Here is a 24,694-nt window from a genome sequence, read left to right as displayed (position 1 = left end):
AATGGAAAGGGCGCTATGGTACTGGATGGCGGCGGTTTCGTCACGCGTCAAAATAACCCCAGTTGTCCTGTGAGTAGTGTAGCAAAATTATCGTCAATAAAGGGAAGAATTCCCTCAGCAACAGGTTGGATCTGGCGGGTCAGATAATGCTCGTAATCGAGCGAAGATAGCTGATAATCAACAGGTTCTGGGCCATTGACCGTCCAGACATATTTTATGGTTCCGCGATTCTGATACTGCGGTGGACGCCCCAGTTTTACATTCTGCTCATCGGCAAGTCGCGCGGCACGAACGTGTGGTGGAACATTTCGCTGGTATTCGCTTAACGGGCGGCGCAGGCGCTTGCGGTACACCAGTTGTTCATCCATTTCACCGGCCATCAGACGGGCAATAGTCTCGCGAACAAACTCCTGATAAGGTTCGTTACGAAAAATTCGCAGGTATAGCTCCTGCTGAAACTGTTGGGCCAGCGGCGTCCAGTCGGTTCGTACTGTTTCCAGTCCCTTAAACACCATACGTTGCTCTGCACCGTCCTGAATCATCCCTGCATAGCGTTTTTTACTGCCGGTATCTGCACCGCGAATGGTCGGCATCAGAAAGCGACAAAAATGGGTTTCAAATTCCAGCTCCAGCGCGCTGGTCAGATTTTGTTGCTTCAGCGATTGCGCCCACCAGGTGTTGACATAGCTCACAAGTTCCCGACCAATTCGGGCTGCATCGTCTTCTGAGTGCGCCTTTTTCAGCCAGACAAAGGTGGAATCGGTATCGCCATAAATGACATCGTAACCCTGAGCCTCAATTAACGCTTTGGTCTGGCGCATGATCGCATGGCCGCGCATGGTAATGGACGAGGCCAGTCTCGGGTCGAAAAAGCGACAGGCGGTGGTGCCCAGCACGCCGTAAAATGCGTTCATGATGATTTTCAACGCCTGCGAGAGTGGCTTATTGCCGCGGCGTTTTGCTTCTTCGCGCCCGTGCCAGATCTGAGTAACGATTTCAGGCAGGCAGTGCTTTTCGCGTGAAAACCAGGCGTCAAGGAAACCTTCGGTGCTGTGTTCCGGATCCGGCTGCGCCATCCCTTCGATAAGCCCCACCGGATCGATTAAAAAAGTACGAATTATTGAGGGATACAGGCTTTTGTAATCCAGCACCAGTACGGAGTCGTACAATCCCGGGCGCGAGTCCATCACATAGCCGCCGGGACTGGCGTGCGCGGGGACTTCACCCAGATTCGGCGCCACATAACCCGCCCGGTGCATGCGCGGAAGGTAGAGGTGGCCGAAGGCGGCAACCGAACCACCGTGACGGTCGACCGGCAGACCGTTGACCGTCGAGCGCTCCAGCAGAAATGGCATGATCTCGGTTTTATGAAAAATACGCGTGACCAGCTCACAGTCTTTGAGATTGTAGGTGGCGAGCGCGGGTTTATCCTGGGCAAACCGACGGTCGATTTCGTCCATTCTGTCCCACGGATTATCAATCGACTTCCCTTCGCCAAGCAGCTCTTGCGATACCGTTTCCAGTGAAAATGACGAGAAATTCCAGAACGCGGATTTTAGCGCCTCAATACCGTCGATAATCAGGCGCCCCTTAGCCTGAGCGAAGAATACGCCGTTCTTGAAGCCATGCTCGCGCCACTCAAGCTCGCTGCTATCGCGACCAAAACGCAGGGGAATGCGGTAACGTTCGGCGTGCTTTTGCAGGACGCGTAAATCGAATTGCACGACGTTCCAGCCGATTATCACATCAGGATCGTGACGGGCAATCCAGTCATTGAGTTTTTCCAGCAACTGCGGGCGGCTTGCTACGTACTCAAGTTCAAAATCAAGCGTAGAGGCGTCGCCGTTTGCCGGGCCGAGCATATAGACAATACGCTGCCCGCAGCCTTCAAGACCGATGCAATAGAGTTCGCCGTGGCGCGTGGTTTCAATATCCAGCGATACCCATTTTAGCGGTGGTCGATAGTCAGGGTTCGGCTTCAGGCGGGCATTCACCAGCATGTCATTATGTCTGTCGCCTTCGACCCAAACAGGGGAGGTGATAAAGCGCTCCATCAGATACCGCTCAGGTGGGCGTACATCGCCCTCATAGACGGTGACTGCGTTTTCGCGCAGCAGTTTTTCCAACCGCATGAGCTGGCGATGTGAGCGGCAATACAGGCCGGAAACAGGATTGCGGTGGAAGTCTTGCAATTGCAGCGATTTCAGGCGATAGCCGTTTTCAGTGCGTAATAATGACATTACGCGAGGAACCTGACTGGTGGGAATAAACGCGACCGACTCCTGAGGCGCGAGCGTGACCTGCAGCGGCCCATCGTCTGTAGCCAGCCAGAATGAGACCTCAGTTCCCTGCGGGGTGTCCCGCCAGTGCCGGGTTAAAATAAAACCTGCTTGCGCCACGCTGCGTATCCGTCAAAAAACCAGGCATTATTATAGCCTGGTTCTGATAGATTGGCTGTGATTTTATACAGTTGTCATGCTCAGAAGAGGTTACTGCCCGAAATACGCTTTCCTGAGTAAAATAATTATTCCTACCTGACAATGTTATCTTCATATGCAATATATGAATCAAATAGCTTTGATAGGCTACAGATAGATATGTTATAGCTGGTATTTGTACATTAGTTTCCATTAATTACGTTGTTTATGTTTTAATTGTTAATTACAAGTTCGTTTTCATACTTTTTCTGTTTTTTAGGAATAGTGCTCATTTGATTTTGCTACATATTTCTCGGATTAGTAAAAAAATTATATTTTTATTTGTTTTTATTAGCTGTTAGTGTAAAACTTTCATTCGAAATGTTTGGGCCATCATCTTAAATATAATATATTTAAATAGGATTGTTATTGCTCTGAATAAGCAGTTTTAATTCAATTTCGTCGGGAAATTCTCTGTGAATATAATTTTATTTTTTCGATGGCTTGTGCATTTTTTTGTCCTTTTGATATTAATTTTGAAAAAATGGAGTTTTTATGAACGTTCTTTCCAAACATCAGCTTGGCATTAAATATCAGAACTATATGTTTGTTAACACAATGATTTCTAATCCAGCCATTAAAACTGTGAGCAAGTATATTTTATATAAAACATGGGACGGTAAGTTGTGGAATGCTGAAATTATTGAAAATGGTAGCGCTTTTTTTCACTGGCAGGGTAATGACAAAAGTAAGGGGCACAAAGATACAGTGATTAATTATCTGCTGAACGGGCAGAAGTGGCAGGCGACCATTACAGATTATGTCTTTTTCCATTGTCTGGAAGGAAATAAGGCTCATGGACACTATGATAATGTAATTGATTATATCTGTTCAAATGATTGTGTATACCAAGGTTCATTCGCCGAATATTATAGCGAATAACTATAAAGGAGCGCGTAGATTATCTGCGCGCTTATTTTTTTACTGCCCGTAATACGCTTTTGCACCGTGTTTGCGCAGGTAGTGTTTATCTAGCAGGGTTTGCTGCATATCCGGTAACTGCGGCGCGAGCTGGCGACAGAAGATCCCCATATAGGCGACTTCTTCCAGCACGATGGCGTTATGCACCGCATCTTCGGCATTTTTTCCCCAGGCAAATGGACCGTGAGAGTGCACCAGCACGCCAGGCATCTGTGCGGCGTCAATACCTTGTTTTTCAAAGGTTTCAACGATTACGTTACCGGTTTCCCATTCATATTCGCCGTTGATTTCTTCGTCGGTCATTTTGCGTGTGCAGGGAATCGAACCGTAGAAATAGTCCGCATGGGTGGTCCCCGTTGCCGGAATCGACTGACCCGCCTGTGCCCAGATGGTTGCATGGCGCGAATGGGTGTGAACAATGCCGCCAATGGTCGGGAACGCCTGATACAGCAAACGGTGTGTTGGGGTATCTGAGGAAGGTTTCTTCGTACCTTCTACAACTTCACCCGTGGCGATACTGACTACCACCATATCGTCGGCGGTCATTACGCTGTAATCGACTCCCGAAGGTTTAATCACAAACACGCCGCGCTCGCGATCGACGGCGCTGACGTTCCCCCAGGTCAGGGTGACCAGATTGTGCTTAGGCAACGCCAGATTGGCTTCCAGTACCTGACGTTTGAGATCTTCTAACATGATGCTCTCCGATGAATCTTGCCGGATGGCGCTACGCTTATCCGGCCTACAAATCGCACATTCTTGTAGGCCGGATAAGGTGTTTACGCCGTCATCCGGCAGTTGTTAACGTTTGAAGCCGTAATACACTTCGTTCCAGCGCAGCGCGTCCTTAAAGGCTGGCAGGCGGGTATCGTTATCGATCACCGCGATCTCGATATCGTGCATTTCAGCGAACTGACGCATGTCGTTCAGATCCAGCGCGTGGCTGAACACGGTGTGGTGCGCGCCACCGGCCAGGATCCAAGCTTCAGAAGCGGTTGGCAGATCCGGTTGAGCTTTCCATAGCGCGTTAGCGACAGGCAGTTTTGGCAGGGAATGCGGCGTTTGTACCGTGTCGATGCAGTTAACCAGCAGGCGATAGCGATCGCCGAGATCGATCAGGCTGGCAACCACTGCCGGGCCGGTTTTGGTGTTGAAGATCAGACGGGCAGGATCGTCTTTACCACCAATGCCGAGGTGCTGTACGTCGAGGATCGGTTTCTCTTCCACCGCGATGGACGGGCACACTTCCAGCATGTGCGAGCCGAGCACCAGATCGTTGCCTTTCTCGAAGTGGTAGGTGTAATCCTCCATAAATGAGGTGCCGCCCTGCAGACCGGTTGACATCACCTTCATGATGCGAAGCAGAGCGGCGGTTTTCCAGTCGCCTTCGCCCGCAAAACCGTAGCCTTGCTGCATCAGACGCTGTACGGCCAGACCAGGGAGCTGTTTCAGGCCGTGTAAATCTTCAAATGTGGTGGTGAAGGCGTGGAATCCGCCCTGTTCCAGGAAGCGCTTCATCCCCAGTTCAATACGGGCCGCTTCCAGGACATTCTGACGTTTTTCACCGTGGACTTGCGTCGCCGCCGTCATGGTATAGGTGCTTTCGTACTCATCGATTAGCGCGTTGATTTCACCGTCGCTAATTGCGTTCACTACCTGCACCAGATCGCCCACGGCCCAGGTGTTTACCGAGAAGCCGAACTTGATCTGCGCAGCGACTTTATCGCCATCGGTGACCGCAACTTCACGCATGTTGTCGCCAAAACGGCAGACCTTCAGATGGCGGGTATCCTGTTTGGACACGGCCTGGCGCATCCAGGAGCCAATGCGTTCGTGCGCTTGTTTATCCTGCCAGTGACCGGTGACCACGGCATGCTGCTGACGCATACGCGCGCCGATGAAGCCGAACTCACGACCGCCGTGCGCAGTCTGGTTCAGGTTCATAAAGTCCATATCAATGCTGTCCCACGGCAGGGCGGCATTGAACTGGGTGTGGAACTGCATCAGCGGCTTGTTGAGGATAGTCAGACCGTTAATCCACATTTTGGCCGGGGAGAAGGTATGCAGCCAGACCACCATCCCTGCACAGCGATCGTCGTAGTTCGCGTCACGACAGATAGCGGTAATCTCATCAGGGGAAGTGCCCAGCGGTTTTAATACCAGCTTGCAGGGCAGTTTGGCTTCAGTATTCAGTGCGTTAACGACGTGCTCGGCATGTTGGGTTACCTGACGCAGGGTTTCAGGGCCATACAGATGCTGGCTACCAATCACAAACCACACTTCATAGTTATCAAAAATCGTCATTGTCGTGTCCTTAATGTGTCAGGGGTGCCAGGTCTACCGGGGCTTGTTGCGCCGGAGCGGCAGTCGGAAGGTATTGCTGTTCAGCGCTTACTGCCCACTGCTGATAGCGGCGGTAAAGCTGTTCAAAACGTTGAGCCTGCTCTGGGCGAGGTTGCAGCGTGTTTTCCACGGCGCTTGCCATCTGCTGCTGAGCGGCAGGGATATCGGCGTGTACTTTCGCGGCAACGGCGGCGAAGATAGCCGCACCGAGTGCGCAGCACTGGTCTGAAGCGACAATCTGTAGCGGACGGTTCAGCACGTCACAGCAGGCCTGCATGATGACCGGGTTCTTGCGCGCGATACCGCCAAGCGCCATCACGTTGTTAACCGCAATGCCTTGTTCGGTGAAGGATTCCATAATGGCGCGCGCGCCAAAGGCGGTGGCGGCAATCAGGCCACCGAACAGCGCTGGCGCGTCGGTTGCCAGGTTCAGATCGGTAATCACCCCTTTCAAACGCTGGTTGGCATTGGGCGTACGGCGACCGTTGAACCAGTCGAGCACGACCGGCAGATGCTCCAGTGATGGATTTTTCGCCCAGGCTTCGGTGAGTGCAGGCAGCAGCTGTTTTTGACTGGCTTTAATCTGGGTCTGCAGTTCCGGATGCTGTGCGGCAAGCTGTTCCAGCGGCCAGCTCAGCACGCGGCTAAACCAGGCATAGATATCGCCGAATGCAGACTGACCAGCTTCGAGGCCAATAAAATTAGGCACCACGCTGCCATCAACCTGGCCGCAAATGCCTTTCACCGCACGCTCGCCAACGCTTTGCTTGTCGGCAATCAGAATGTCGCAGGTTGACGTGCCGATGACTTTTACCAGCGTGTTAGGCTGTGCACCTGCGCCGACCGCGCCCATATGGCAGTCAAAAGCGCCGCCTGCAATCACCACACTCTCCGTTAGCCCCAGACGCTGTGCCCACTCGGCGCACAGGGTGCCAACCGGCAGATCCGCGGTGAAGGTATCGGTAAACATTGGGTATTGCAGATGGCGGTTGAGGATGGGGTCGAGTTCGTCAAAGAAACTGGCTGGCGGCAGACCACCCCAGCTTTCATGCCACAGAGATTTATGCCCGGCGCTGCAGCGACCGCGACGAATATCCTGTGGGCGTACGGTGTTGGAGAGCAGGGCCGGAACCCAGTCGCATAGCTCAATCCACGAAACCGCAGCTTCGGCAACTGCGTGGTCCTGACGAGTTACATGCAGGATTTTGGCCCAGAACCATTCGCTGGAATAAATGCCGCCAATATAGCGGGAGTAATCGATCTTGCCCGGTGTATGGCACAGGCGGGTGATTTCTTCGGCTTCTTCTACTGAGGTGTGATCTTTCCACAGGACGAACATCGCATTCGGGTTTTCCGCGAACTCCGGACGCAGCGCCAGTACATTACCGTCTGCATCGATGGGTGCCGGGGTTGAGCCGGTACTGTCAACGCCAATCCCGACTACTTCCGCGCGTTGTTCTGCGCTCAGCTCGGCCAGGACGGTTTTCAGCGCCGCTTCCATGGACTCAATGTAGTCGCGCGGATGATGGCGAAACTGGTTGTTTGGGCCATCGCAATACTGCCCTTCCTGCCAACGTGGGTACCACTCAACGCTGGTGGCGATCTCTTCGCCGGTGGCACATTCCACCGCCAAAGCGCGTACTGAATCACTACCAAAATCGAGGCCAATTGCAATCGCCATCGTCTTACTCCATCCAAAAATACGGGTATGGATAAACAGTAGTGAGTAGCGATAAAAAACGTCAGGCAGGATCCGCTAATCTTATGGACTAAAATGCTGTGACATCACAAAGTGTGACGCTGTGCAAATAATCAATGTGGACATTTCTGCCGTAGTTATAGACACTTTTGTTAGCCGATTTTGACGTTGGCGTAGTACATGTTTTTTACAAAGAGCTTTTCACAAGCGGGGTTGGTGGTCCATTGCCGCAAATACAGCGGCCCGCAGGGGCGACAGCGATGATGTCTGGCGTAATATGGACAAATTGTTTCTTGGCAGGACGTAGGGAGTATTGAAATTATGGCTGAAACGCAAAACGATCCCCTGTTGCCAGGTTATTCGTTTAACGCGCATTTGGTGGCCGGATTAACCCCCATTGAGGCGAACGGATACCTGGATTTTTTTATCGACAGGCCGCTGGGTATGAAGGGTTATATCCTCAATCTCACCATCCGTGGCGAAGGGGTTATCAATAATCAGGGCAAGCAGTTTGTCTGCCGGCCTGGCGATATTCTGTTGTTTCCACCTGGAGAAATTCACCACTACGGGCGCCATCCTGATGCCAGCGAGTGGTATCACCAGTGGGTTTACTTTCGTCCGCGCGCCTACTGGCAGGAGTGGCTGACCTGGCCGGCCATTTTTGGCCAGACCGGTTTTTTCCGCCCGGATGAAGCACATCAGCCGCATTTTAACGAACTGTTTGGGCAGATAATTAACGCCGGGCAGGGAGAAGGTCGTTATTCCGAACTGCTGGCGATTAATTTACTGGAGCAGTTGTTGCTCCGACGTATGGAAGCCATCAATGAATCGCTACACCCGCCCATGGACAACCGCGTCCGCGATGCCTGCCAGTACATCAGCGATCACCTGGCGGACAGCAATTTTGATATCGCCAGCGTCGCGCAACACGTCTGCCTGTCGCCTTCCCGTTTGTCGCATCTGTTCCGTCAGCAGTTGGGGATCAGCGTATTAAGCTGGCGCGAGGACCAGCGCATCAGCCAGGCGAAGCTACTGCTGAGTACCACACGTATGCCTATCGCCACCGTGGGTCGCAATGTTGGTTTTGACGACCAGCTCTATTTCTCTCGTGTTTTCAAAAAATGTACCGGTGCCAGTCCGAGTGAGTTTCGCGCTGGATGTGAATAAAAAGTGAATGATGTATCCTGAAAGTTGTCATAACTCGCAATCTATTCAGACAATTGATGGCTTGACGAAGTTGAGAGGGGTTATCAAAATCCCTGCTTCGTAAATTTGACGGACACATTATGCAAGCATTGCTGGAACACTTTATTCTCCAGTCCGCCCTGTACTCTCTGATCGCCGTACTTCTGGTGGCTTTTTTGGAGTCGCTGGCGCTGGTTGGTCTGATTCTGCCCGGGACCGTGATGATGGCGGGGTTGGGCGCGCTGATTGGCAGCGGCGAACTGAACTTCTGGCATGCCTGGCTTGCGGGCATCGTCGGCTGCCTGTTGGGGGACTGGATCTCCTTCTGGTTGGGCTGGCGCTTTAAAAAGCCATTGCACCGTTGGTCGTTCATGAAAAAGAACAAAGCGTTGCTGGATAAAACCGAGCACGCCCTGCATCAGCACAGCATGTTTACTATTCTGGTGGGGCGTTTTGTCGGACCGACGCGCCCGCTGGTGCCGATGGTAGCAGGCATGCTGGATCTGCCTGTCGCTAAATTTATCGTCCCGAATATTATTGGCTGCGTGCTGTGGCCACCGTTCTACTTCCTGCCGGGGATCCTGGCGGGAGCGGCAATTGATATCCCTTCTGATATGCAGAGCGGGGATTTTAAATGGTTGCTGCTGGCGACGGCGGTGTTGCTCTGGGTGGGCGGCTGGTTTTGCTGGCGGCTATGGCGCAGTGGCAAAGCGGCTGTTGATCGCTTAACGGCGTATTTCCCCCGCAGCCGTTTGCTGTATCTGGCGCCGTTAACGCTCGGGATCGGCGTGGTCGCGCTGGTGGCGTTACTGCGCCATCCGCTGATGCCGGTGTATATCGACATTCTGCGTAAGGTTGTAGGTTACTGACGATACCTTTGCCGGATGGCGGCTTCGCCTTATCCGGCCTACAAAATGTGCGACCTACAGGCCGGATAAGGCGTTCACGCCGTCATCCGGCAACGCATTATGCTTTAATGCCCAATAGCGCCGAGGCGCTGGCGTTGCCGCTTAACAGATCGTCCGTTTTGCCCTGCCACGCGATGCGCCCGTCGGCGACCACAATCGAGCGGGACGCAATTCGCGCGGCATCTTCTACGCTGTGAGAAACCATCAGCAACGTCAGCTGCTTCTCGCGACAGACTTCGGCGACCAGCGTTAGCATCTCCTGGCGCAGCGCGGGATCGAGCGCTGAGAACGGTTCATCAAGCAGTAAAATAGGTTGTTCTCGCACCAGACAACGCGCCAGCGCCACGCGCTGCCGCTGCCCGCCGGAAAGCTCACCGGGGAGGCGTTCCAGCAGAGAGTCGAGTCCCATTTGTTGAGCGATGTGGTGCATTTTCTCCCGCTGCGATGTGTTCAGCTTCAATCCCGGATTCAGGCCCAGGCCGATGTTTTGCTGTACGCTCAGATGGCTGAACAGGTTATTTTCCTGAAACAACATGGAAACGGGACGGCGTGAGGGCGGCGTGGTGGTGTGATCTTCACCGTCAATCATCATGGTACCGCTGGCAGGCGTGAGAAAGCCGGCAATCAGATTCAGCAGCGTACTTTTCCCGGCGCCGCTGGGCCCGAGTACAGCTATTTGCTCACCGCGCGTGACCGACAGCGTAAAGCGCATAGGCAAATGGTGATAAAGCCATGTGATATCAATCAGTTTTAACATTTTGGCCCGGCAATTTCTCAATAACGGTAAACAGCGTAAAGCACAGGATCAGCAGTAATAACGCCGTAACCGCGCCATCCTGACTGCGATAAGAGCCAATCTGCTGATATAAATAAAACGGCAGGGTACGGAAATCCTCATTACCAAATAACGCCACTACGCCAAAATCGCCAATCGACAGGACGCAGGCAAACGCCATCGCCTGCGCCAGCGGGCGCTTCAGGGCGCGCAGTTCAACCACTTTCAGGCGCGACCATCCCTCAATGCCCAACGACTGGCACAACATACTGTAGCGCGCAGTGACGTCACGCATTGGGTTTTCCATTACCTTCAGTGCATAAGGGATCGCCATCAGCGCATTGGTAAAAATGACAATGCCGTCGGCAGATTCAGGAAGACCAATGGTGTTATTGAGCAGCAGAAAGAAGCCGGTTGCCAGCACGATGCCCGGCATGGCGAGGATCATCATGCCGCTCAACTCCAGCATCTGACCTGCCAGCAGTTGCTGTCGGGCACGAAGTTCACGACTGCTCCATAACAGCATCATAGTGAGCACGACGCATAACGCTCCTGCTGCTAATGCGATGCGCAGCGAGGTTCCCAGCGCCTGCCACAGCACTGGCTGCATCAGTACATCCAGAACATGGCGGTTTAAGCCATCGACAATCACCGCCAGCAACGGCGGCAGTAACAGCAACAGGGCAAGAATAATCAGGATTGCGTCAGCCAGTCGGCTGTGCAGGCGATCGTCGGGATCGCGCCAGCCTTGTACCAGGGTAGCACCGGGAGCAATCGCCCGGCTCAGACGTTGACTGAGGAGCACCAGCGCCAAACAACAAACCATCTGGATCAACGCCAGCATGGCTGCGCGGGCAGGATCGTAATCAAAATTCAGCGCCTGGTAGATAGCCAGCTCGATGGTGGTGGCCTGTGGCCCGCCGCCCAGCGACAGAACTGTGGCGAAGCTGGCGAAGCACAGCATAAAGATGAGTGCCGCGACGGGCAGGATCTGACGACGCAGCCACGGCCATTCAACAAAACGGAAGAAATGCCAGCCACGCATACCCAACTGAGCGGCTAACTGCCGCTGTTCGCCGGGAATATTCTCCAGCGACTGTAACAGCAGGCGGCTGGCCATCGGCAGATTGAAAAAGACATGCGCCAGCAGAATGCCCTGCAAACCGTATGGCGAAAACGTCCACTCCAGCCCGAATGTATGCCAGAGCGAGGCCAGCCAACCCTGGCGGCCGTAGACGCTAAGAATACCGAATACCGCGACCAGCACTGGCAGGATTAACGTCATCGCGCACAGGCGCAGCAGCGCCAGACGTCCTGGAAAACGGCGACGATAGAGCGCTCTGGCAAGGAAAATCGCCGGGACAACCGACAGCACAGCGGATAAAAAAGCCTGCCAGAAAGAAAAGCGCACCACGTGCCACAGGTAGTCATCTTGCCACAGCGAGAGCCATTCTCCCTGCGGGGCGTTAAACCACAGTGCCAAAAATGCGGCCAGGGCAACGGCCACCATCAGCGTGGCGGCGGTAAGCCCAGGAAACAGCCAGCCGGGAATTAACGGCTGACGGCGCGTTGCCATTCGCTAATCCATGCCTGACGTTGAGCCGCAACCTGCTGCGGCGTAAATTCCAGCGCGGTGGTCGGTTTATTCAGTTGCTCGAATCCTGGCGGTAGGGCGACTTGCGTCACGGGATACATCCAGTTGCCGGTCGGAATCGCATTCTGGAATGCCGGGGATACCATAAACTTCAGGAATTTCTCGGCCAGTTCCGGCTGCTTGCTGGCCGCGGTACGGGCGGCGACTTCCACCTGCAAATAATGGCCTTCGCTAAAGTCGGCTGCGGCGTAGTTGTCTTTTTTATCGGCGATGATGTGATAGGCCGGAGAGGTGGTGTAGCTGAGCACCAGATCGCTTTCACCTTTCAGGAACAGGCCGTAGGCTTCGCTCCAGCCCTTGGTGACGGTGACGGTTTTGGCTGCCAGTTTCTGCCACGCCTCTGGCGCTTTATCGCCATAGACTTTCTGCATCCATAGCAGCAGACCCAATCCCGGCGTGCTGGTGCGCGGATCCTGATAAATGACGCGCCATTTTTGGTCGCTCTCTACCAGTTCTTTCAGGCTTTTGGGCGGATTCTTCAGCTTGTTTTTATCATAAACGAAGGCGAAATAGCCGTAATCAAACGGAACGAAGGTATCGTTTTTCCAGCCGCCGGGTACGTTAACGGCGTCGTTTGCAACACCACTTTTGGCAAACAGTTTGGTTTGTGTGGCGGCTTCCAGAAGGTTGTTATCCAGACCCAGTACGACGTCGGCTTTGCTGTTTTTTCCTTCCATGCGCAAGCGGTTAAGCAGCGAAACGCCATCTTCCAGCGCGACCAGTTTTAGCTCGCAGTTGCAGTCAGCTTCAAAGGCTTTTTTGATTGTCGGGCCCGGGCCCCAGTCAGCTGCGAACGAGTCGTAGGTATAGACGGTCAGTACAGGTTTAGCGAAAGCAGGCGCTGCGCACAGCAGTAAAAGCGGAAGACATTTTTTAAACACTTTGCACCTCAAGAGTTGGGTGGCAAAGGACTTGAGATAAGCCTCAAATCCCTTCGCCGGCATTATCCGGATCAGGTTCGACGGGTATCTCTCAGCCCATACACTTCATCATTCACGCTGCCTCTGTGTTGGCAGCGCTCGCTCACCCCAGTCACATAGTTATCTATGCTCCTGGGGACTCACTCGCTTGCCGCCTTGATGCATCATGAATGATCTTGTGTATGTTTTTTATTTAGCACCCCGTTGAGAACGGCGTTAGTGTAATGATTTTGTTGCTCAGCAGCAATTAAGGATCCGGCGGCGCAAACCACGCCGATTTAAAATCAAACCAGCCGAGGGTATTCATGCGCAGCCCGCGCATACTGCGCTGTCCCTGAATGATCAGCCAGTGGTGGATTAATGGCACAATGGCCTTTGTGGCGAGCAACTGTTGGCACCATGCTGCCAGGCTCATTTCGCCCGTTCGCCAGCGAGCCGCATCGTTTTCCCAGTCCCGCGAGATACAGTTTTGCAGCAAAGGGACTTCGCACAAATGTGCGAACAGTGAGAAGTCCAGCGGGAGGGTAAAGTTGGCGCTGTTGAGCCAGATATCGCTGACGATTTCACCTGCATGCCATTGATCGTAGTCGATCTCCTGAATATTCAACTGTACCTGATGCTGCGCCAGCAACGTTTTCATGATCTGCGCGATAATCCGGTGTTCGATATGATCGCGATAGTAGGTGATCGTCAGCGTTTCCAGCCCGGCGGGTTTTTCACCATGGCCAGGTTTGGCGTGATGCCAGCGGGGAAGCAAACCGTAGGCGGGAAACCACAACCGCTGGTACTGTTCATCGGCGTGGCAGATTAAATTCGTTGGCGAGAGAACGCGGCTTGCCCACTCGCGAACCTCCTGGTTCGCGCCACGGTGGCTACGCGCATCAAACAACAGGTAGTAGCAGCCTTCTTCGAGGCGGCTTTCGATCGCCTTTTCATCCTCTGTTGGACCTTTTAGCGTCAACCCGCCGCCAGGCTCTTCTCCGATGTCGGGTAATACCCAAACGTTAACTTCGTCAATCAGCGCCCGGTAGCCAAAGTAATCATCAAATGCATGAATTTTCAGTTGGTTATTGGTATTGCGCATTACCGCATACGGACCGGTACCAATCGGGTGGCTGGAAAAGTTGTTTAGCGTTTCCCATTCTCGCGGCAGGATCATGGCGGGGACCTGCCCCAATAGCCAGGGAAGCCAGCGATCTGGCTGGGCCAGATGGATATCCAGCGTCCAGGCCGTGGGAGAGACGATCTGCGTGATGTGTGAGTACAGCGGCAGGGCGTTAATGCGCCTCAGCGAGGCGATAACATCTTCCATTTCCAGCTCGCGGCCATGATGAAAATGGATCCCCGGGCGCAGGAAGAATCGCCAATGCAAAGGTGAAATTTGCTGCCAGTGATGGGCAATGTCCGCTTCCAGTTCCCCATTTTCCTCATTTACCCGAATTAAGGCACTGAAAATTTGCCGGGCGATATGGGTTTCGGAGCGGCGTAATGCCGTGCCGGGGAGCAGGTTGTGCATCGGGCGATAATAGAGAACGCGCATGATATGCCGACCCTGGCGAAAGCTGCGGCCCAAGTGGGAGACCAGCATTTGCCGTACGGCCGTTTTGTCACCGACAAGCTGCACTAGTTGATCGATGCGATCCTGTTCCAGTAGGTCTTCCGCGCGCTGCTGCTGGAGCGCCAGCCCGGTATAGAGGAATGTCAGTCGCGAGCGTTTACCTCGTCCTACTTCAGCTTCCCACGTTAACCAGCCACGATCCTGCATGGTATTAAGCAGCGTACGCATATGGCGGCGCGAGCAGCTCAGCAGATCCGCCAGCTCGTTGAGCGTCGTGTCTTGCGTCTTGCCGTCACAGCATTGCCACAGACGGATGAACTGTTGTTGCAAACGACCAGAAGACATAAAAGGGGAACTCCTGCGGAAAACTCAGCAATTTTATAATCCCTATATTAAGCCAATAATAGATTCCGATGAAGCGATGAGACAACGAAGGGGTCATCTATGCGTCAGTTCTGGTTGAAGTACTTTACCGCGACAGAAAAATCGTCCTGGTTGGCTTGCCTGAGTGCCCCGCAGCGCTTAAAGATGCTCGAAGAGCTGATGCAGTGGGAGATGACATCTGACTCCTGAATTGGAAATTGCAGACATCATGTGTGACTGAGTATTGGTGTTAATCGCCGCGCCAGCAGGTATCATCTGCTGGCTTTTTTCGTTTCAGCTGCGCTTAAAAGGAAAGATATGCTCTGGATTATGACCATGGGACGGCGCCTCAACGGCGTTTACGCAGCATTTATGCTGGTCGCTTTTATGATGGGCGTGGCGGGGGCATTGCAGGCACCCACGCTGAGTCTGTTCCTGAGCCGTGAAGTCGGGGCGCAGCCATTTTGGGTCGGGCTGTTTTACACCGTCAATGCGATTGTCGGGATCGTCGTCAGCCTTGGCCTCGCGAAACGATCCGACAGCCAGGGCGATCGACGTAAGTTGATCATGTTCTGCTGCCTGATGGCAATTGGCAATGCGTTGCTGTTTGCCTTTAATCGTCACTATCTTACGCTGATCACCTGCGGTGTGCTGCTGGCCTCGCTGGCGAACACCGCCATGCCGCAGCTGTTTGCGCTGGCGCGGGAATATGCTGATAACTCCGCGCGTGAAGTGGTGATGTTTAGCTCGGTGATGCGTGCGCAGCTTTCACTGGCCTGGGTAATTGGCCCACCGCTGGCTTTTATGCTGGCGCTGAATTACGGCTTTACGGCGATGTTTTCCATTGCCGCAGGGATTTTTGCCATTAGCCTGGTGCTGATTGCGCTGATACTGCCGTCAGTTGCTCGGGTGGAGCAGCCTGTAGACGTGCCGCTGGAACAGACCGGCGGTTGGCAGGACAAAAATGTACGCATGTTGTTTATTGCCTCCACGCTGATGTGGACCTGCAACACCATGTACATCATCGATATGCCGCTGTGGATAAGCCTCGAACTGGGCTTGCCGGACAAGCTGGCCGGGATTTTAATGGGGACGGCGGCTGGACTGGAAATTCCGGCGATGATTCTTGCGGGCTATTACGTGAAGCGCTTTGGCAAACGGCGAATGATGATCGCGGCCGTCGCGGCAGGTGTGCTGTTTTATCTTGGTTTGATCTTCTTTCACAGCCGTACGGCGCTGCTGGTGCTGCAACTGTTTAACGCGGTATTTATCGGTATTATCGCCGGGATAGGCATGCTGTGGTTTCAGGATCTGATGCCCGGACGTGCGGGATCAGCGACCACATTATTTACCAACAGTATTTCAACGGGAGTCATTCTGGCAGGGGTGATTCAGGGGGCTGTTGCGCAAAGCTACGGTCACTATGCCGTCTATTGGGTGATTGCGGTGATTTCGGTGGTGACGCTGTGGATGACCGGGCGGGTGAAGGATGTTTAGTCCGGTGCAGTCCCGGCGTTGCAGTGCTCGACCGGACGACATTTCGTATTCGCTTTTGTCGTTTTTGTAGGCCGGATAAGGCGTTTACGCCGCCATCCGGCAACCTGTCCTTACGGCCTGATCGCGTTACGCTTATCAGGCCAATCCCTCTTTTTTTCATCTTGCACGTAAATGTAATGTTGATCACATAACGATCATTTTCCTCTTCCTGGATCTTCTTTTTTCTACTGTTACGCGTATACAGTTACGCGTAACAGTTATTAAAAAAGGAGTTTTTTATGAAGAACCTATTCGACCTGACCGGTAAACGCGCGCTGATTACCGGTTCCGCTCAGGGCATTGGTAACCTGCTGGCCAACGGTCTGGCGGCGCACGGTGCTGAGATTGTGATTAACGATATTACCCAGCAGCGCGCTCAGGCGGCGGCGGACAAACTGGTTGCCGAAGGCTATCGCGCCGTTGGCTATGGATTTGATGTCACCAACGGGGAAGAGGTGGCGCGCGCCATCGCGCAAATCGAAAAGGAAGTTGGGGCCATTGATATTTTAATTAACAACGCCGGAATTCAGCGTCGTTTTCCCTTCACAGAATTCCCGGAGGCTGAATGGGACAAAGTGATTGATGTAAACCAGAAATCGGTCTTTCTGGTGTCGCAGCAGGTTTCCCGCTACATGGTGCAACGCCGCCGCGGGAAGATTATTAATATCTGCTCAATGCAAAGCGAATTAGGTCGTAAAACCATTACTCCATACGCGGCGTCAAAAGGCGCGGTCAAAATGTTAACCCGTGGCATGTGCGTGGAACTGGCGGAATACAATATTCAGGTCAATGGCATTGCTCCCGGCTATTTCGCCACCGACATGACCACCGCGCTGGTCAACGATGAAGCATTCTCCGCCTGGCTGTTCCAGCGCACGCCCGCCGCTCGCTGGGGTAACCCGGAGGAGCTGATCGGCGCGGCGGTTTATCTTGCCGCGCCCGCTTCTGACTTTGTGAATGGGCATCTTCTGTTTGTGGACGGCGGCATGCTGGCCGCGGTCTGATCAATAATGGGCCGCAACGCGCGGCCTGAGCGATAAAACAATAATCCAAGGAGTGAGTATGAATATGCTCGCAAAACTGCCAGCGCGTCGCTGGTGGTATTTAATGCCGATTATTTTTATTACCTACAGCTTAGCTTATCTCGACCGCGCCAATTACGGCTTTGCCGCTGCCGCCGGTATTGAACATGACTTAGGGATTACTCAGGGAACAGCATCGTTAATTGGCGCGTTATTCTTCCTGGGCTATTTCTTTTTCCAGGTGCCGGGCGCGATGTACGCCGTTAAACATAGCGTGCGCAAAATGATTTTTTACAGCCTGATCCTTTGGGGGCTTTGTGCCGCGGCGACCGGCTTTGTCAGCAATATCCCAACGCTGATGGCGATCCGCTTTATTCTCGGCATCGTCGAAGCGGCGGTGATGCCCGCGATGCTGATTTATATCAGCAACTGGTTTACCAAAACTGAACGCTCGCGCGCCAACACCTTTTTAATTCTTGGCAACCCGGTCACAGTGCTGTGGATGTCGATAGTCTCCGGCTACCTGATTGAAGCCTGGGGCTGGCGCGAAATGTTTATTATCGAAGGTATCCCGGCGGTGATCTGGGCGTTCTGCTGGGTGATTCTGGTACGGGACAAACCGGCGGATGCGGGCTGGTTGAGCGAGCAGGAGAAACAGGCATTACAGCAGGCGATGGATCGCGAGCAGCGCGACATCAAACCAATGCGTAACTACGGTGAAGCGATGCGTTCACGCAGCGTCATTATGCTTTGCGCGGTGCATGCGCTGTGGAGCATCGGGGTGTATGGCTTCATGATGTGGATGCCGTCAATCCTCAAAAATGCAGCTCAGATGGACATTGTGGCGGTGGGCTGGCTGGCAGCGGTGCCGTATCTGGCGGCGATCTGCCTGATGCTGACCGTCTCCTGGCTGTCCGATAAGTTCCAGAACCGTAAGCTGTTTATCTGGCCGCTGCTGTTGATTGCCGCCATCGCGTTCTTTGCCTCGTGGCTGTTGGGCAACCAGTCCTTCTGGCTCTCCTACGCGCTGCTGGTTGTGGCCGCTGCCTGTATGTATGCGCCTTACGGGCCGTTCTTTGCGCTGATCCCCGAACTGCTACCGCGCAACGTCTCCGGCGTGTCGATGGGGATGATCAACAGTTTTGGCGCGTTAGGGGCATTCCTCGGCGCGTGGCTGGTGGGGTACCTCAACGGCGTGACCGGCGGGCCGGGCGTCTCCTACACCTTCATGGCGATTGCTCTGCTGGCGTCGGTGGTGCTGATGTACTGCGTTCGTGCGCAAAATGAAACCACGTCGCCGTCGGCTGAGATGGCTACGCGTTAAGGTTGAGCGAGGAGTGCAGTCGCTAACCGGCTGTGATAAGGTTCTCTGCGAGCATAATGGGCTGTTGGTCGTAGAGAACCTCATGAAAAACAATCGGATGACATTACAGGATATCGCTAATCTGGCCGGGCTGAATAAGATGACGGTCAGCCGTTATCTGCGTGACCCGAATCAGGTGTCGCAACGCAGCCGCGAATTGATTTCGAAAGTGATGGAAGAGAACAACTACATCCCCAATCGCGCCCCGGAAATTCTGCTCAACGCACGCAGCAAAACCATTGGTGTGCTGATCCCCTCGTTTCGTAATCAGATCTTTGCCGACGTGCTGGCAGGGATTGAATCCGTCACCTCGGCCTGCCAGTACCAGACGCTGATCGCCAACTACGAATATGATGCCGAGCGTGAAGAACGCGAGGTGCTGAACCTGCTCTCTTACAATATCGACGGCCTGATCCTCACGGGAAAGCTGCATACCGAGCGGATGATCCAGTACGTGCGCGCCAGCGGCGTACCGGTGGCGGAACTGATGGATATTAGCGGCCAGTATCTTGATATACAGGTTGGGTTTGATAACGAAAAAGCCGCGTTTGAAATGACGCAGGCTTTTATCGACAGCGGTAAACGCAGCATTGCTTTCTTTGGCTCGATGGATGACCCCCGAGACCTTAGCCGTTTTCGCGGCACCGAGAAAGCGCTGGCGGCGCAGGGACTGGAAGCGTACCACCTGGCGCCAAAAACTATTTCGTCGGTGGCGCTGGGCCGCAAGATGTTCCAGCAGGCGATGGCGGAAAAGCCGGATATTGACGCTATTTTCTGTACCAACGATGACCTGGCGGTTGGCGCGCTGCTGGAGTGTCAGGCACAGCAGTACGATGTGCCGGGAAAAATGGCGATTGCCGGTTTCCACGGGCTGGAAATTGGCCGTGCGCGGCTGCAAAAAATCGCCAGCGTGATTACGCCACGCTTTGAGATTGGCAAAACGGCGGCGGATATTCTGATTAAGCGTTTGAACGGGAAAGATGCGCCGGGCAGCGTCAATCTTGGCTACCAAATCTATTACGGCGATACGCTTTAGGCGAAGAGAAAGGGCTGGCCACCGTGCGGTGACCAGCGGAAGAGATTACTGCATAAACGCTGGCTGTTTGTCTTCGTACTCGGTGATGGCCGCTTCATGCTGCAGCGTCAGCCCGATGCTGTCCAGACCGTTGAGCATGCAGTGGCGGCGGAAGTCGTCGATTTTAAAGCTGTAGGACTTATCGCCTGCTTTCACCACCTGCGCTTCCAGATCCACTTCAAATTTAATGCCCGGATTGGCTTTCACCAGCGCGAACATTTCATCAACCTGCGCGTCGCTCAGGGTCACCGGCAACAGTTGGTTATTGAAACTGTTGCCGTAGAAGATGTCGGCGAAGCTTGGTGCGATCACCACTTTAAAGCCGTAATCGGTCAGTGCCCACGGCGCATGTTCGCGTGAAGAGCCGCAGCCAAAGTTTTCCCGTGCGAGCAGAATTGATGCCCCTTTATATTCCGGGAAGTTTAAAACGAACTCAGGATTCGGCTGTTGGCCCTTTTCGTCCAGGAAACGCCAGTCGTTAAACAGATGGGCGCCAAAACCGGTGCGCGTAACCTTCTGCAAAAACTGTTTAGGGATAATTGCGTCGGTATCAACGTTGGCGGCATCCAGTGGGACAACCAGGCCGGTATGCTGGGTAAATTTCTCTGCCATGGTAGTTTCCTTATTTGATGCTGCGAATGTCGGCAAAATGACCGGTAACGGCGGCAGCGGCGGCCATGGCCGGGCTGACTAAATGCGTGCGACCACCGCGGCCCTGACGACCTTCAAAATTACGGTTGCTGGTGGATGCGCAGCGTTCGCCTGGGTTCAGGCGGTCATTGTTCATCGCCAGGCACATGGAACAGCCCGGTAAACGCCATTCAAAACCGGCTTCGATAAAGATCTTATCCAGACCTTCTGCTTCCGCCTGCGCTTTCACCGGACCAGAGCCCGGCACCACCAGTGCCTGCACGCCCGGCGCAACTTTGCGCCCTTTGGCGATTTCTGCCGCGGCGCGTAAATCTTCAATACGCGAGTTGGTGCAGGAACCGATGAACACTTTATCGATAGCCACTTCCGTTAACGGAATACCCGGTTTCAGCCCCATATACGCCAGCGCTTTTTCAGCTGATGCACGCTCAACGGGATCGGTAAATGACGCCGGGTCGGGAATATTATCGTTCACCGAGATGACCTGACCTGGGTTTGTTCCCCAGGTGACCTGCGGAGCGATCTCTTCTGCCTGCAGGGTAACGACGGTATCAAACGTCGCGTTGTCGTCGGTTTTCAGGGTTTTCCAGTATGTAACCGCGTGGTCAAAATCCTCGCCCTTCGGTGCGTGTAAACGACCCTGAACATAGTTAAAGGTCGTTTCATCCGGTGCGACCAGACCCGCTTTGGCGCCCATTTCAATGGCCATGTTGCACAGGGTCATCCGGCCTTCCATGCTCAATGCACGGATGGCTTCGCCACAAAACTCAACGACATGTCCGGTACCGCCTGCGCTACCGGTTTTACCGATAATCGCCAGCACGATATCTTTTGCGGTAATGCCAGCGGCTGCTTTACCGTTGACTTCAATCTTCATGGTTTTGGCGCGCCCCTGTTTCAGGGTCTGCGTCGCCAGAACGTGTTCAACTTCAGAGGTGCCAATGCCAAATGCCAGTGCGCCGAACGCGCCGTGTGTAGCGGTGTGGGAATCGCCGCAGACGATGGTCATACCCGGCAACGTCACGCCTTGTTCTGGCCCCATCACGTGAACGATACCCTGATACGGATGGTTCAGGTCGTACAGCTCGACGCCAAATTCGTTACAGTTCTTAATCAGCTCCTGCATCTGGATGCGCGCCATCTCACCCGACGCGTTGATGTCTTTGGTTTGGGTCGAGACGTTGTGATCCATGGTGGCAAAGGTTTTAGCTGGCTGGCGCACCTGACGGCCATGCGCGCGCAGACCATCAAACGCCTGCGGAGAGGTCACTTCATGCACCAGATGCCTGTCGATGTACAACAGTGGGGTTTCGTTTTGCGCCTCAAAGACGACGTGCGCATCAAACAATTTTTCGTACAACGTTTTGGCCATGATTACACCCCTTCTGCGACGTAACGGGCAATGATGTCGCCCATTTCATCGGTACTGACTGCGGCAGCGCCACGGGCTAAGTCACCGGTGCGAATGCCTTCTTCTAATGCGCGGTTGATGGCGCTCTCAATTGCGGTTGCCGCATCATTGGCATCCAGGCTGTAGCGCAGCAGCAGCGCCAGCGACAGGATCTGGGCGATAGGGTTGGCAATATTTTTCCCGGCGATGTCCGGAGCGGAGCCGCCAGCAGGCTCGTACAAACCGAAGCCCTGCTCATTCAGGCTGGCGGACGGTAACATGCCCATTGAACCGGTGATCATGGCGCACTCATCAGACAGAATGTCACCGAACAGGTTAGAGCACAGCAACACGTCGAACTGGGATGGATCTTTAATTAATTGCATTGTCGCGTTGTCGATGTACATATGCGCCAGTTCAACGTCTGGATATTCATTAGCAATTTCATTGACAATTTCGCGCCACAGAATAGACGTTTGCAGTACGTTAGCTTTATCAATCGACGTAACTTTACGGCGACGTTTGCGAGCGGATTCAAACGCGATACGCGCAATACGTTCGATCTCGAAACGGTGATAAACCTCGGTATCAAAGGCTTTTTCATGTTGTCCGCTGCCTTCGCGGCCTTTTGGTTGACCGAAGTAAATCCCGCCAGTCAGTTCGCGTACGCACAGGATGTCGAAACCGTTCGCGGCAATATCTGCGCGCAGAGGGCAAAACGCTTCCAGCCCCTGGTAGAGCTTAGCCGGGCGCAGGTTGCTGAATAATTTGAAGTGCTTACGCAATGGCAGCAGTGCGCCACGCTCTGGCTGCTGGTTTGGCGGTAAGTTTTCCCATTTCGGGCCGCCAACGGAGCCAAACAGAATGGCGTCAGCTTGTTCACAGCCTTCAACCGTTGCAGGTGGCAGCGGCTGACCGTGGTTATCGATCGCGGCACCACCCACGTCGTAGTGGCTGGTGGTAATGCGCATGTTAAAACGGTTGCGGATTGCGTCCAGTACCTTCAGGGCTTGCGCCATCACTTCCGGGCCAATACCGTCACCCGGCAAAACAGCAATATGATAATTCTTCGACATCACACGGTTTCCTTGTTGTTCTCGTTGTTCTGAGCTTTGCGTTGCAATTCTTTTTCGACTTCTTCGGCGCGCCAGATGTTGTTCAGCACATGCACCATCGCTTTAGCAGAAGATTCGACGATATCTGTCGCCAGACCGACGCCGTGGAAACGACGACCGTTATAGTTGGCAACGATATCCACCTGACCCAGCGCATCTTTACCGTGCCCTTTGGCGGTCAGGCTGTATTTCACCAGTTCGATGTTGTACTCAGTTACACGGTTGATGGCCTGATAAATAGCATCGACCGGACCGTTACCGTTCGCCGCTTCGGCTTTGACTTCGTCACCGCAGGCCAGCTTGACGGAGGCGGTGGCGATGTCGTTTGAGCCGGACTGCACGCTGAAGTAATCCAGACGGAAATGCTCTGGTTCTTCCTGCTGTTTATTAATGAAGGCCAGCGCTTCCAGGTCGTAATCAAATACCTGACCTTTTTTATCCGCCAGTTTCAGGAATGCGTCATACAGGTTGTCCAGGCTGTATTCATTTTCTTTATATCCCATCTCATCCATACGGTGTTTCACCGCGGCGCGTCCGGAACGGGAGGTCAGGTTCAGCTGTACCTGGTTCAGACCAATGGATTCAGGCGTCATGATTTCGTAGTTTTCACGGTTTTTCAGTACGCCGTCCTGATGGATGCCGGAGGAGTGGGCAAAGGCGCCGCTACCGACAATGGCTTTGTTTGCCGGAATTGGCATGTTGCAGATTTGGCTGACTAACTGACTGGTACGCCAGATCTCCTGGTGATTGATGCGGGTCTGTACATTCAGGATATCTTTACGCACCTTGATCGCCATGATCACTTCTTCCAGTGAGCAGTTACCGGCGCGTTCGCCGATACCGTTCATCGCGCCTTCCACCTGACGCGCTCCGGCGTGAACGGCTGCCAGCGCGTTGCCGACGCCCAAACCTAAATCATCATGGGTGTGTACGGAGATGATGGCTTTATCGATATTTGGTACGCGTTCATACAGGCCAGAAATGATTGCCCCAAATTCGAAAGGCATGGTGTAACCGACGGTATCAGGGATGTTAATGGTTTTGGCACCCGCGTTAATAGCAGCTTCAACAACGCGAGCCAGATCGGCGATAGGGGTACGGCCTGCATCTTCGCAGGAGAACTCCACGTCATCGGTATAATTACGCGCACGCTTAACCATGTAGACCGCGCGCTCAATGACCTCATCCAGCGTACTGCGTAATTTCGTCGCGATGTGCATCGGCGAGGTGGCGATAAACGTATGAATACGGAAAGCTTCAGCGACTTTCAGCGATTCTGCAGCGACGTCGATATCTTTTTCTACGCAGCGGGCTAAGGCGCAAACGCGGCTGTTTTTAACCTGACGAGCAATGGTCTGAACTGACTCAAAGTCGCCCGGTGAAGAAACGGGGAAACCTACTTCCATCACGTCAACGCCCATACGCTCAAGGGCCAGCGCAATCTGCAGTTTTTCTTTCACACTCAGGCTTGCCTGTAACGCCTGTTCACCATCGCGTAAGGTGGTATCGAAAATAATGACTTGCTGGCTCATGGTTTAGGTCCTTGGTTACTTAGGGCGCCTTGCTTCGAGCATAAAAAAACCCGCGCAACGGCGCGGGTTTTTGTCTTAACTGGAGCTGACTTAATGCTGAATGTCGTCCACCAGTCTACCGCGCAATGAAGATGCGTTTAGTAGTAGTAGACCGTTAAAACGAGCAATGTAAGTCATCAATTAAGCTCCAGGCGAATGCGATATGCT

The 24,694-nt window shown here is 53.7% G+C and carries 21 protein-coding genes; 8 read left to right on the top strand and 13 right to left on the bottom strand.

The genetic code is table 11. From position 1 onward, the window contains the following. Positions 1-47 precede the first annotated feature (47 nt). Positions 48-2,399, bottom strand: coding sequence for a DNA polymerase II (gene polB, locus SK38_RS13860; RefSeq protein ID WP_048236148.1), 2,352 nt, complete (start codon positions 2,397-2,399; stop codon positions 48-50). A 573-nt stretch (positions 2,400-2,972) separates the two neighbouring features. On the opposite strand from polB, the gene SK38_RS13855 reads away from it, so the two are divergent. Then, complete coding sequence (locus tag SK38_RS13855; protein ID WP_048236147.1) at positions 2,973-3,359, top strand: DUF4751 family protein; 387 nt, start codon at positions 2,973-2,975, stop codon at positions 3,357-3,359. 39 nt (positions 3,360-3,398) lie between these two features. On the opposite strand, the gene araD is transcribed toward SK38_RS13855, so the two are convergent. From araD to araB, 3 genes are all read right to left on the bottom strand, one after another. Next, positions 3,399-4,094 carry an L-ribulose-5-phosphate 4-epimerase gene (araD, locus tag SK38_RS13850; protein WP_048214955.1) on the bottom strand — a complete coding sequence of 232 codons (696 nt, stop codon included), beginning with the start codon at positions 4,092-4,094 and terminating at the stop codon, positions 3,399-3,401. 105 nt (positions 4,095-4,199) lie between these two features. Next, complete coding sequence (gene araA, locus SK38_RS13845) at positions 4,200-5,702, bottom strand: L-arabinose isomerase (protein WP_003829590.1); 1,503 nt, start codon at positions 5,700-5,702, stop codon at positions 4,200-4,202. A 10-nt stretch (positions 5,703-5,712) separates the two neighbouring features. Next, complete coding sequence (gene araB / locus SK38_RS13840) at positions 5,713-7,422, bottom strand: ribulokinase (protein ID WP_048236146.1); 1,710 nt, start codon at positions 7,420-7,422, stop codon at positions 5,713-5,715. 339 nt (positions 7,423-7,761) lie between these two features. Between araB and araC the strand changes: the two genes are divergently transcribed. Together araC and SK38_RS13830 are read left to right on the top strand one after the other, a co-directional pair. Next, positions 7,762-8,607 (top strand): arabinose operon transcriptional regulator AraC, encoded by an 846-nt coding sequence (araC, locus tag SK38_RS13835; RefSeq protein ID WP_003829586.1) that lies wholly within the window; start codon positions 7,762-7,764, stop codon positions 8,605-8,607. 119 nt (positions 8,608-8,726) lie between these two features. Continuing rightward, positions 8,727-9,494 (top strand): DedA family protein, encoded by a 768-nt coding sequence (locus SK38_RS13830; RefSeq protein ID WP_003829584.1) that lies wholly within the window; start codon positions 8,727-8,729, stop codon positions 9,492-9,494. A 97-nt stretch (positions 9,495-9,591) separates the two neighbouring features. Here the strand turns inward: SK38_RS13830 and thiQ are convergent, their stop codons facing one another. From thiQ to sgrR, 4 genes are all read right to left on the bottom strand, one after another. Next, positions 9,592-10,290, bottom strand: coding sequence for a thiamine ABC transporter ATP-binding protein ThiQ (thiQ, locus tag SK38_RS13825; protein WP_032942352.1), 699 nt, complete (start codon positions 10,288-10,290; stop codon positions 9,592-9,594). Continuing rightward, a complete protein-coding gene (gene thiP / locus SK38_RS13820; protein ID WP_048236145.1) occupies positions 10,274-11,884 on the bottom strand; it encodes a thiamine/thiamine pyrophosphate ABC transporter permease ThiP in 1,611 nt (536 codons plus the stop codon). Before thiP ends, thiQ begins: the two co-directional genes overlap by 17 nt. After that, entirely contained in the window at positions 11,860-12,843 is a 984-nt protein-coding gene (thiB, locus tag SK38_RS13815; RefSeq protein WP_048236144.1) for a thiamine ABC transporter substrate binding subunit, read from the bottom strand. Before thiB ends, thiP begins: the two co-directional genes overlap by 25 nt. A 286-nt stretch (positions 12,844-13,129) precedes the next feature. Further along, the gene (gene sgrR / locus SK38_RS13810; protein ID WP_048214950.1) at positions 13,130-14,785 is read right to left on the bottom strand and encodes an HTH-type transcriptional regulator SgrR; all 1,656 of its coding nucleotides are present in this window, start codon (positions 14,783-14,785) and stop codon (positions 13,130-13,132) included. A gap of 99 nt (positions 14,786-14,884) precedes the next feature. Here sgrR and sgrT point away from each other — a divergent pair, with 99 nt between their 5' ends. The 5 genes from sgrT (at position 14,885) to idnR (ending at position 19,760) form a co-directional block, all read left to right on the top strand. Further along, positions 14,885-15,013 carry a glucose uptake inhibitor SgrT gene (gene sgrT / locus SK38_RS13805; protein ID WP_020996233.1) on the top strand — a complete coding sequence of 43 codons (129 nt, stop codon included), beginning with the start codon at positions 14,885-14,887 and terminating at the stop codon, positions 15,011-15,013. 108 nt (positions 15,014-15,121) lie between these two features. Beyond that, on the top strand, positions 15,122-16,300 hold the full coding sequence (locus SK38_RS13800) for a sugar efflux transporter (RefSeq protein WP_003829576.1): 1,179 nt from the start codon (positions 15,122-15,124) through the stop codon (positions 16,298-16,300). Between the two features lie 278 nt (positions 16,301-16,578). Then, positions 16,579-17,343 carry a gluconate 5-dehydrogenase gene (gene idnO, locus SK38_RS13795; protein ID WP_008786186.1) on the top strand — a complete coding sequence of 255 codons (765 nt, stop codon included), beginning with the start codon at positions 16,579-16,581 and terminating at the stop codon, positions 17,341-17,343. A gap of 58 nt (positions 17,344-17,401) precedes the next feature. Continuing rightward, a complete protein-coding gene (locus SK38_RS13790; RefSeq protein ID WP_003829574.1) occupies positions 17,402-18,685 on the top strand; it encodes an MFS transporter in 1,284 nt (427 codons plus the stop codon). 82 nt (positions 18,686-18,767) lie between these two features. Next, complete coding sequence (gene idnR / locus SK38_RS13785) at positions 18,768-19,760, top strand: DNA-binding transcriptional regulator IdnR (RefSeq protein WP_032944294.1); 993 nt, start codon at positions 18,768-18,770, stop codon at positions 19,758-19,760. 45 nt (positions 19,761-19,805) lie between these two features. Here the strand turns inward: idnR and leuD are convergent, their stop codons facing one another. From leuD to leuL, 5 genes are all read right to left on the bottom strand, one after another. Then, positions 19,806-20,411 (bottom strand): 3-isopropylmalate dehydratase small subunit, encoded by a 606-nt coding sequence (gene leuD / locus SK38_RS13780; protein WP_003829572.1) that lies wholly within the window; start codon positions 20,409-20,411, stop codon positions 19,806-19,808. A gap of 10 nt (positions 20,412-20,421) precedes the next feature. Continuing rightward, entirely contained in the window at positions 20,422-21,822 is a 1,401-nt protein-coding gene (gene leuC, locus SK38_RS13775) for a 3-isopropylmalate dehydratase large subunit (protein WP_008786189.1), read from the bottom strand. Between the two features lie 2 nt (positions 21,823-21,824). Continuing rightward, complete coding sequence (gene leuB, locus SK38_RS13770; protein WP_003829570.1) at positions 21,825-22,916, bottom strand: 3-isopropylmalate dehydrogenase; 1,092 nt, start codon at positions 22,914-22,916, stop codon at positions 21,825-21,827. Next, complete coding sequence (gene leuA / locus SK38_RS13765) at positions 22,916-24,487, bottom strand: 2-isopropylmalate synthase (RefSeq protein ID WP_008786191.1); 1,572 nt, start codon at positions 24,485-24,487, stop codon at positions 22,916-22,918. Before leuA ends, leuB begins: the two co-directional genes overlap by 1 nt. A gap of 90 nt (positions 24,488-24,577) precedes the next feature. Next, on the bottom strand, positions 24,578-24,664 hold the full coding sequence (leuL, locus tag SK38_RS25005) for a leu operon leader peptide (protein ID WP_048998978.1): 87 nt from the start codon (positions 24,662-24,664) through the stop codon (positions 24,578-24,580). Positions 24,665-24,694: the final 30 nt, after the last annotated feature.

This window comes from Citrobacter sp. MGH110 (genome assembly GCF_001037515.1).
GTDB lineage: Bacteria > Pseudomonadota > Gammaproteobacteria > Enterobacterales > Enterobacteriaceae > Citrobacter > Citrobacter portucalensis.
This window is presented reverse-complemented; position numbering and strand designations above follow the sequence as displayed.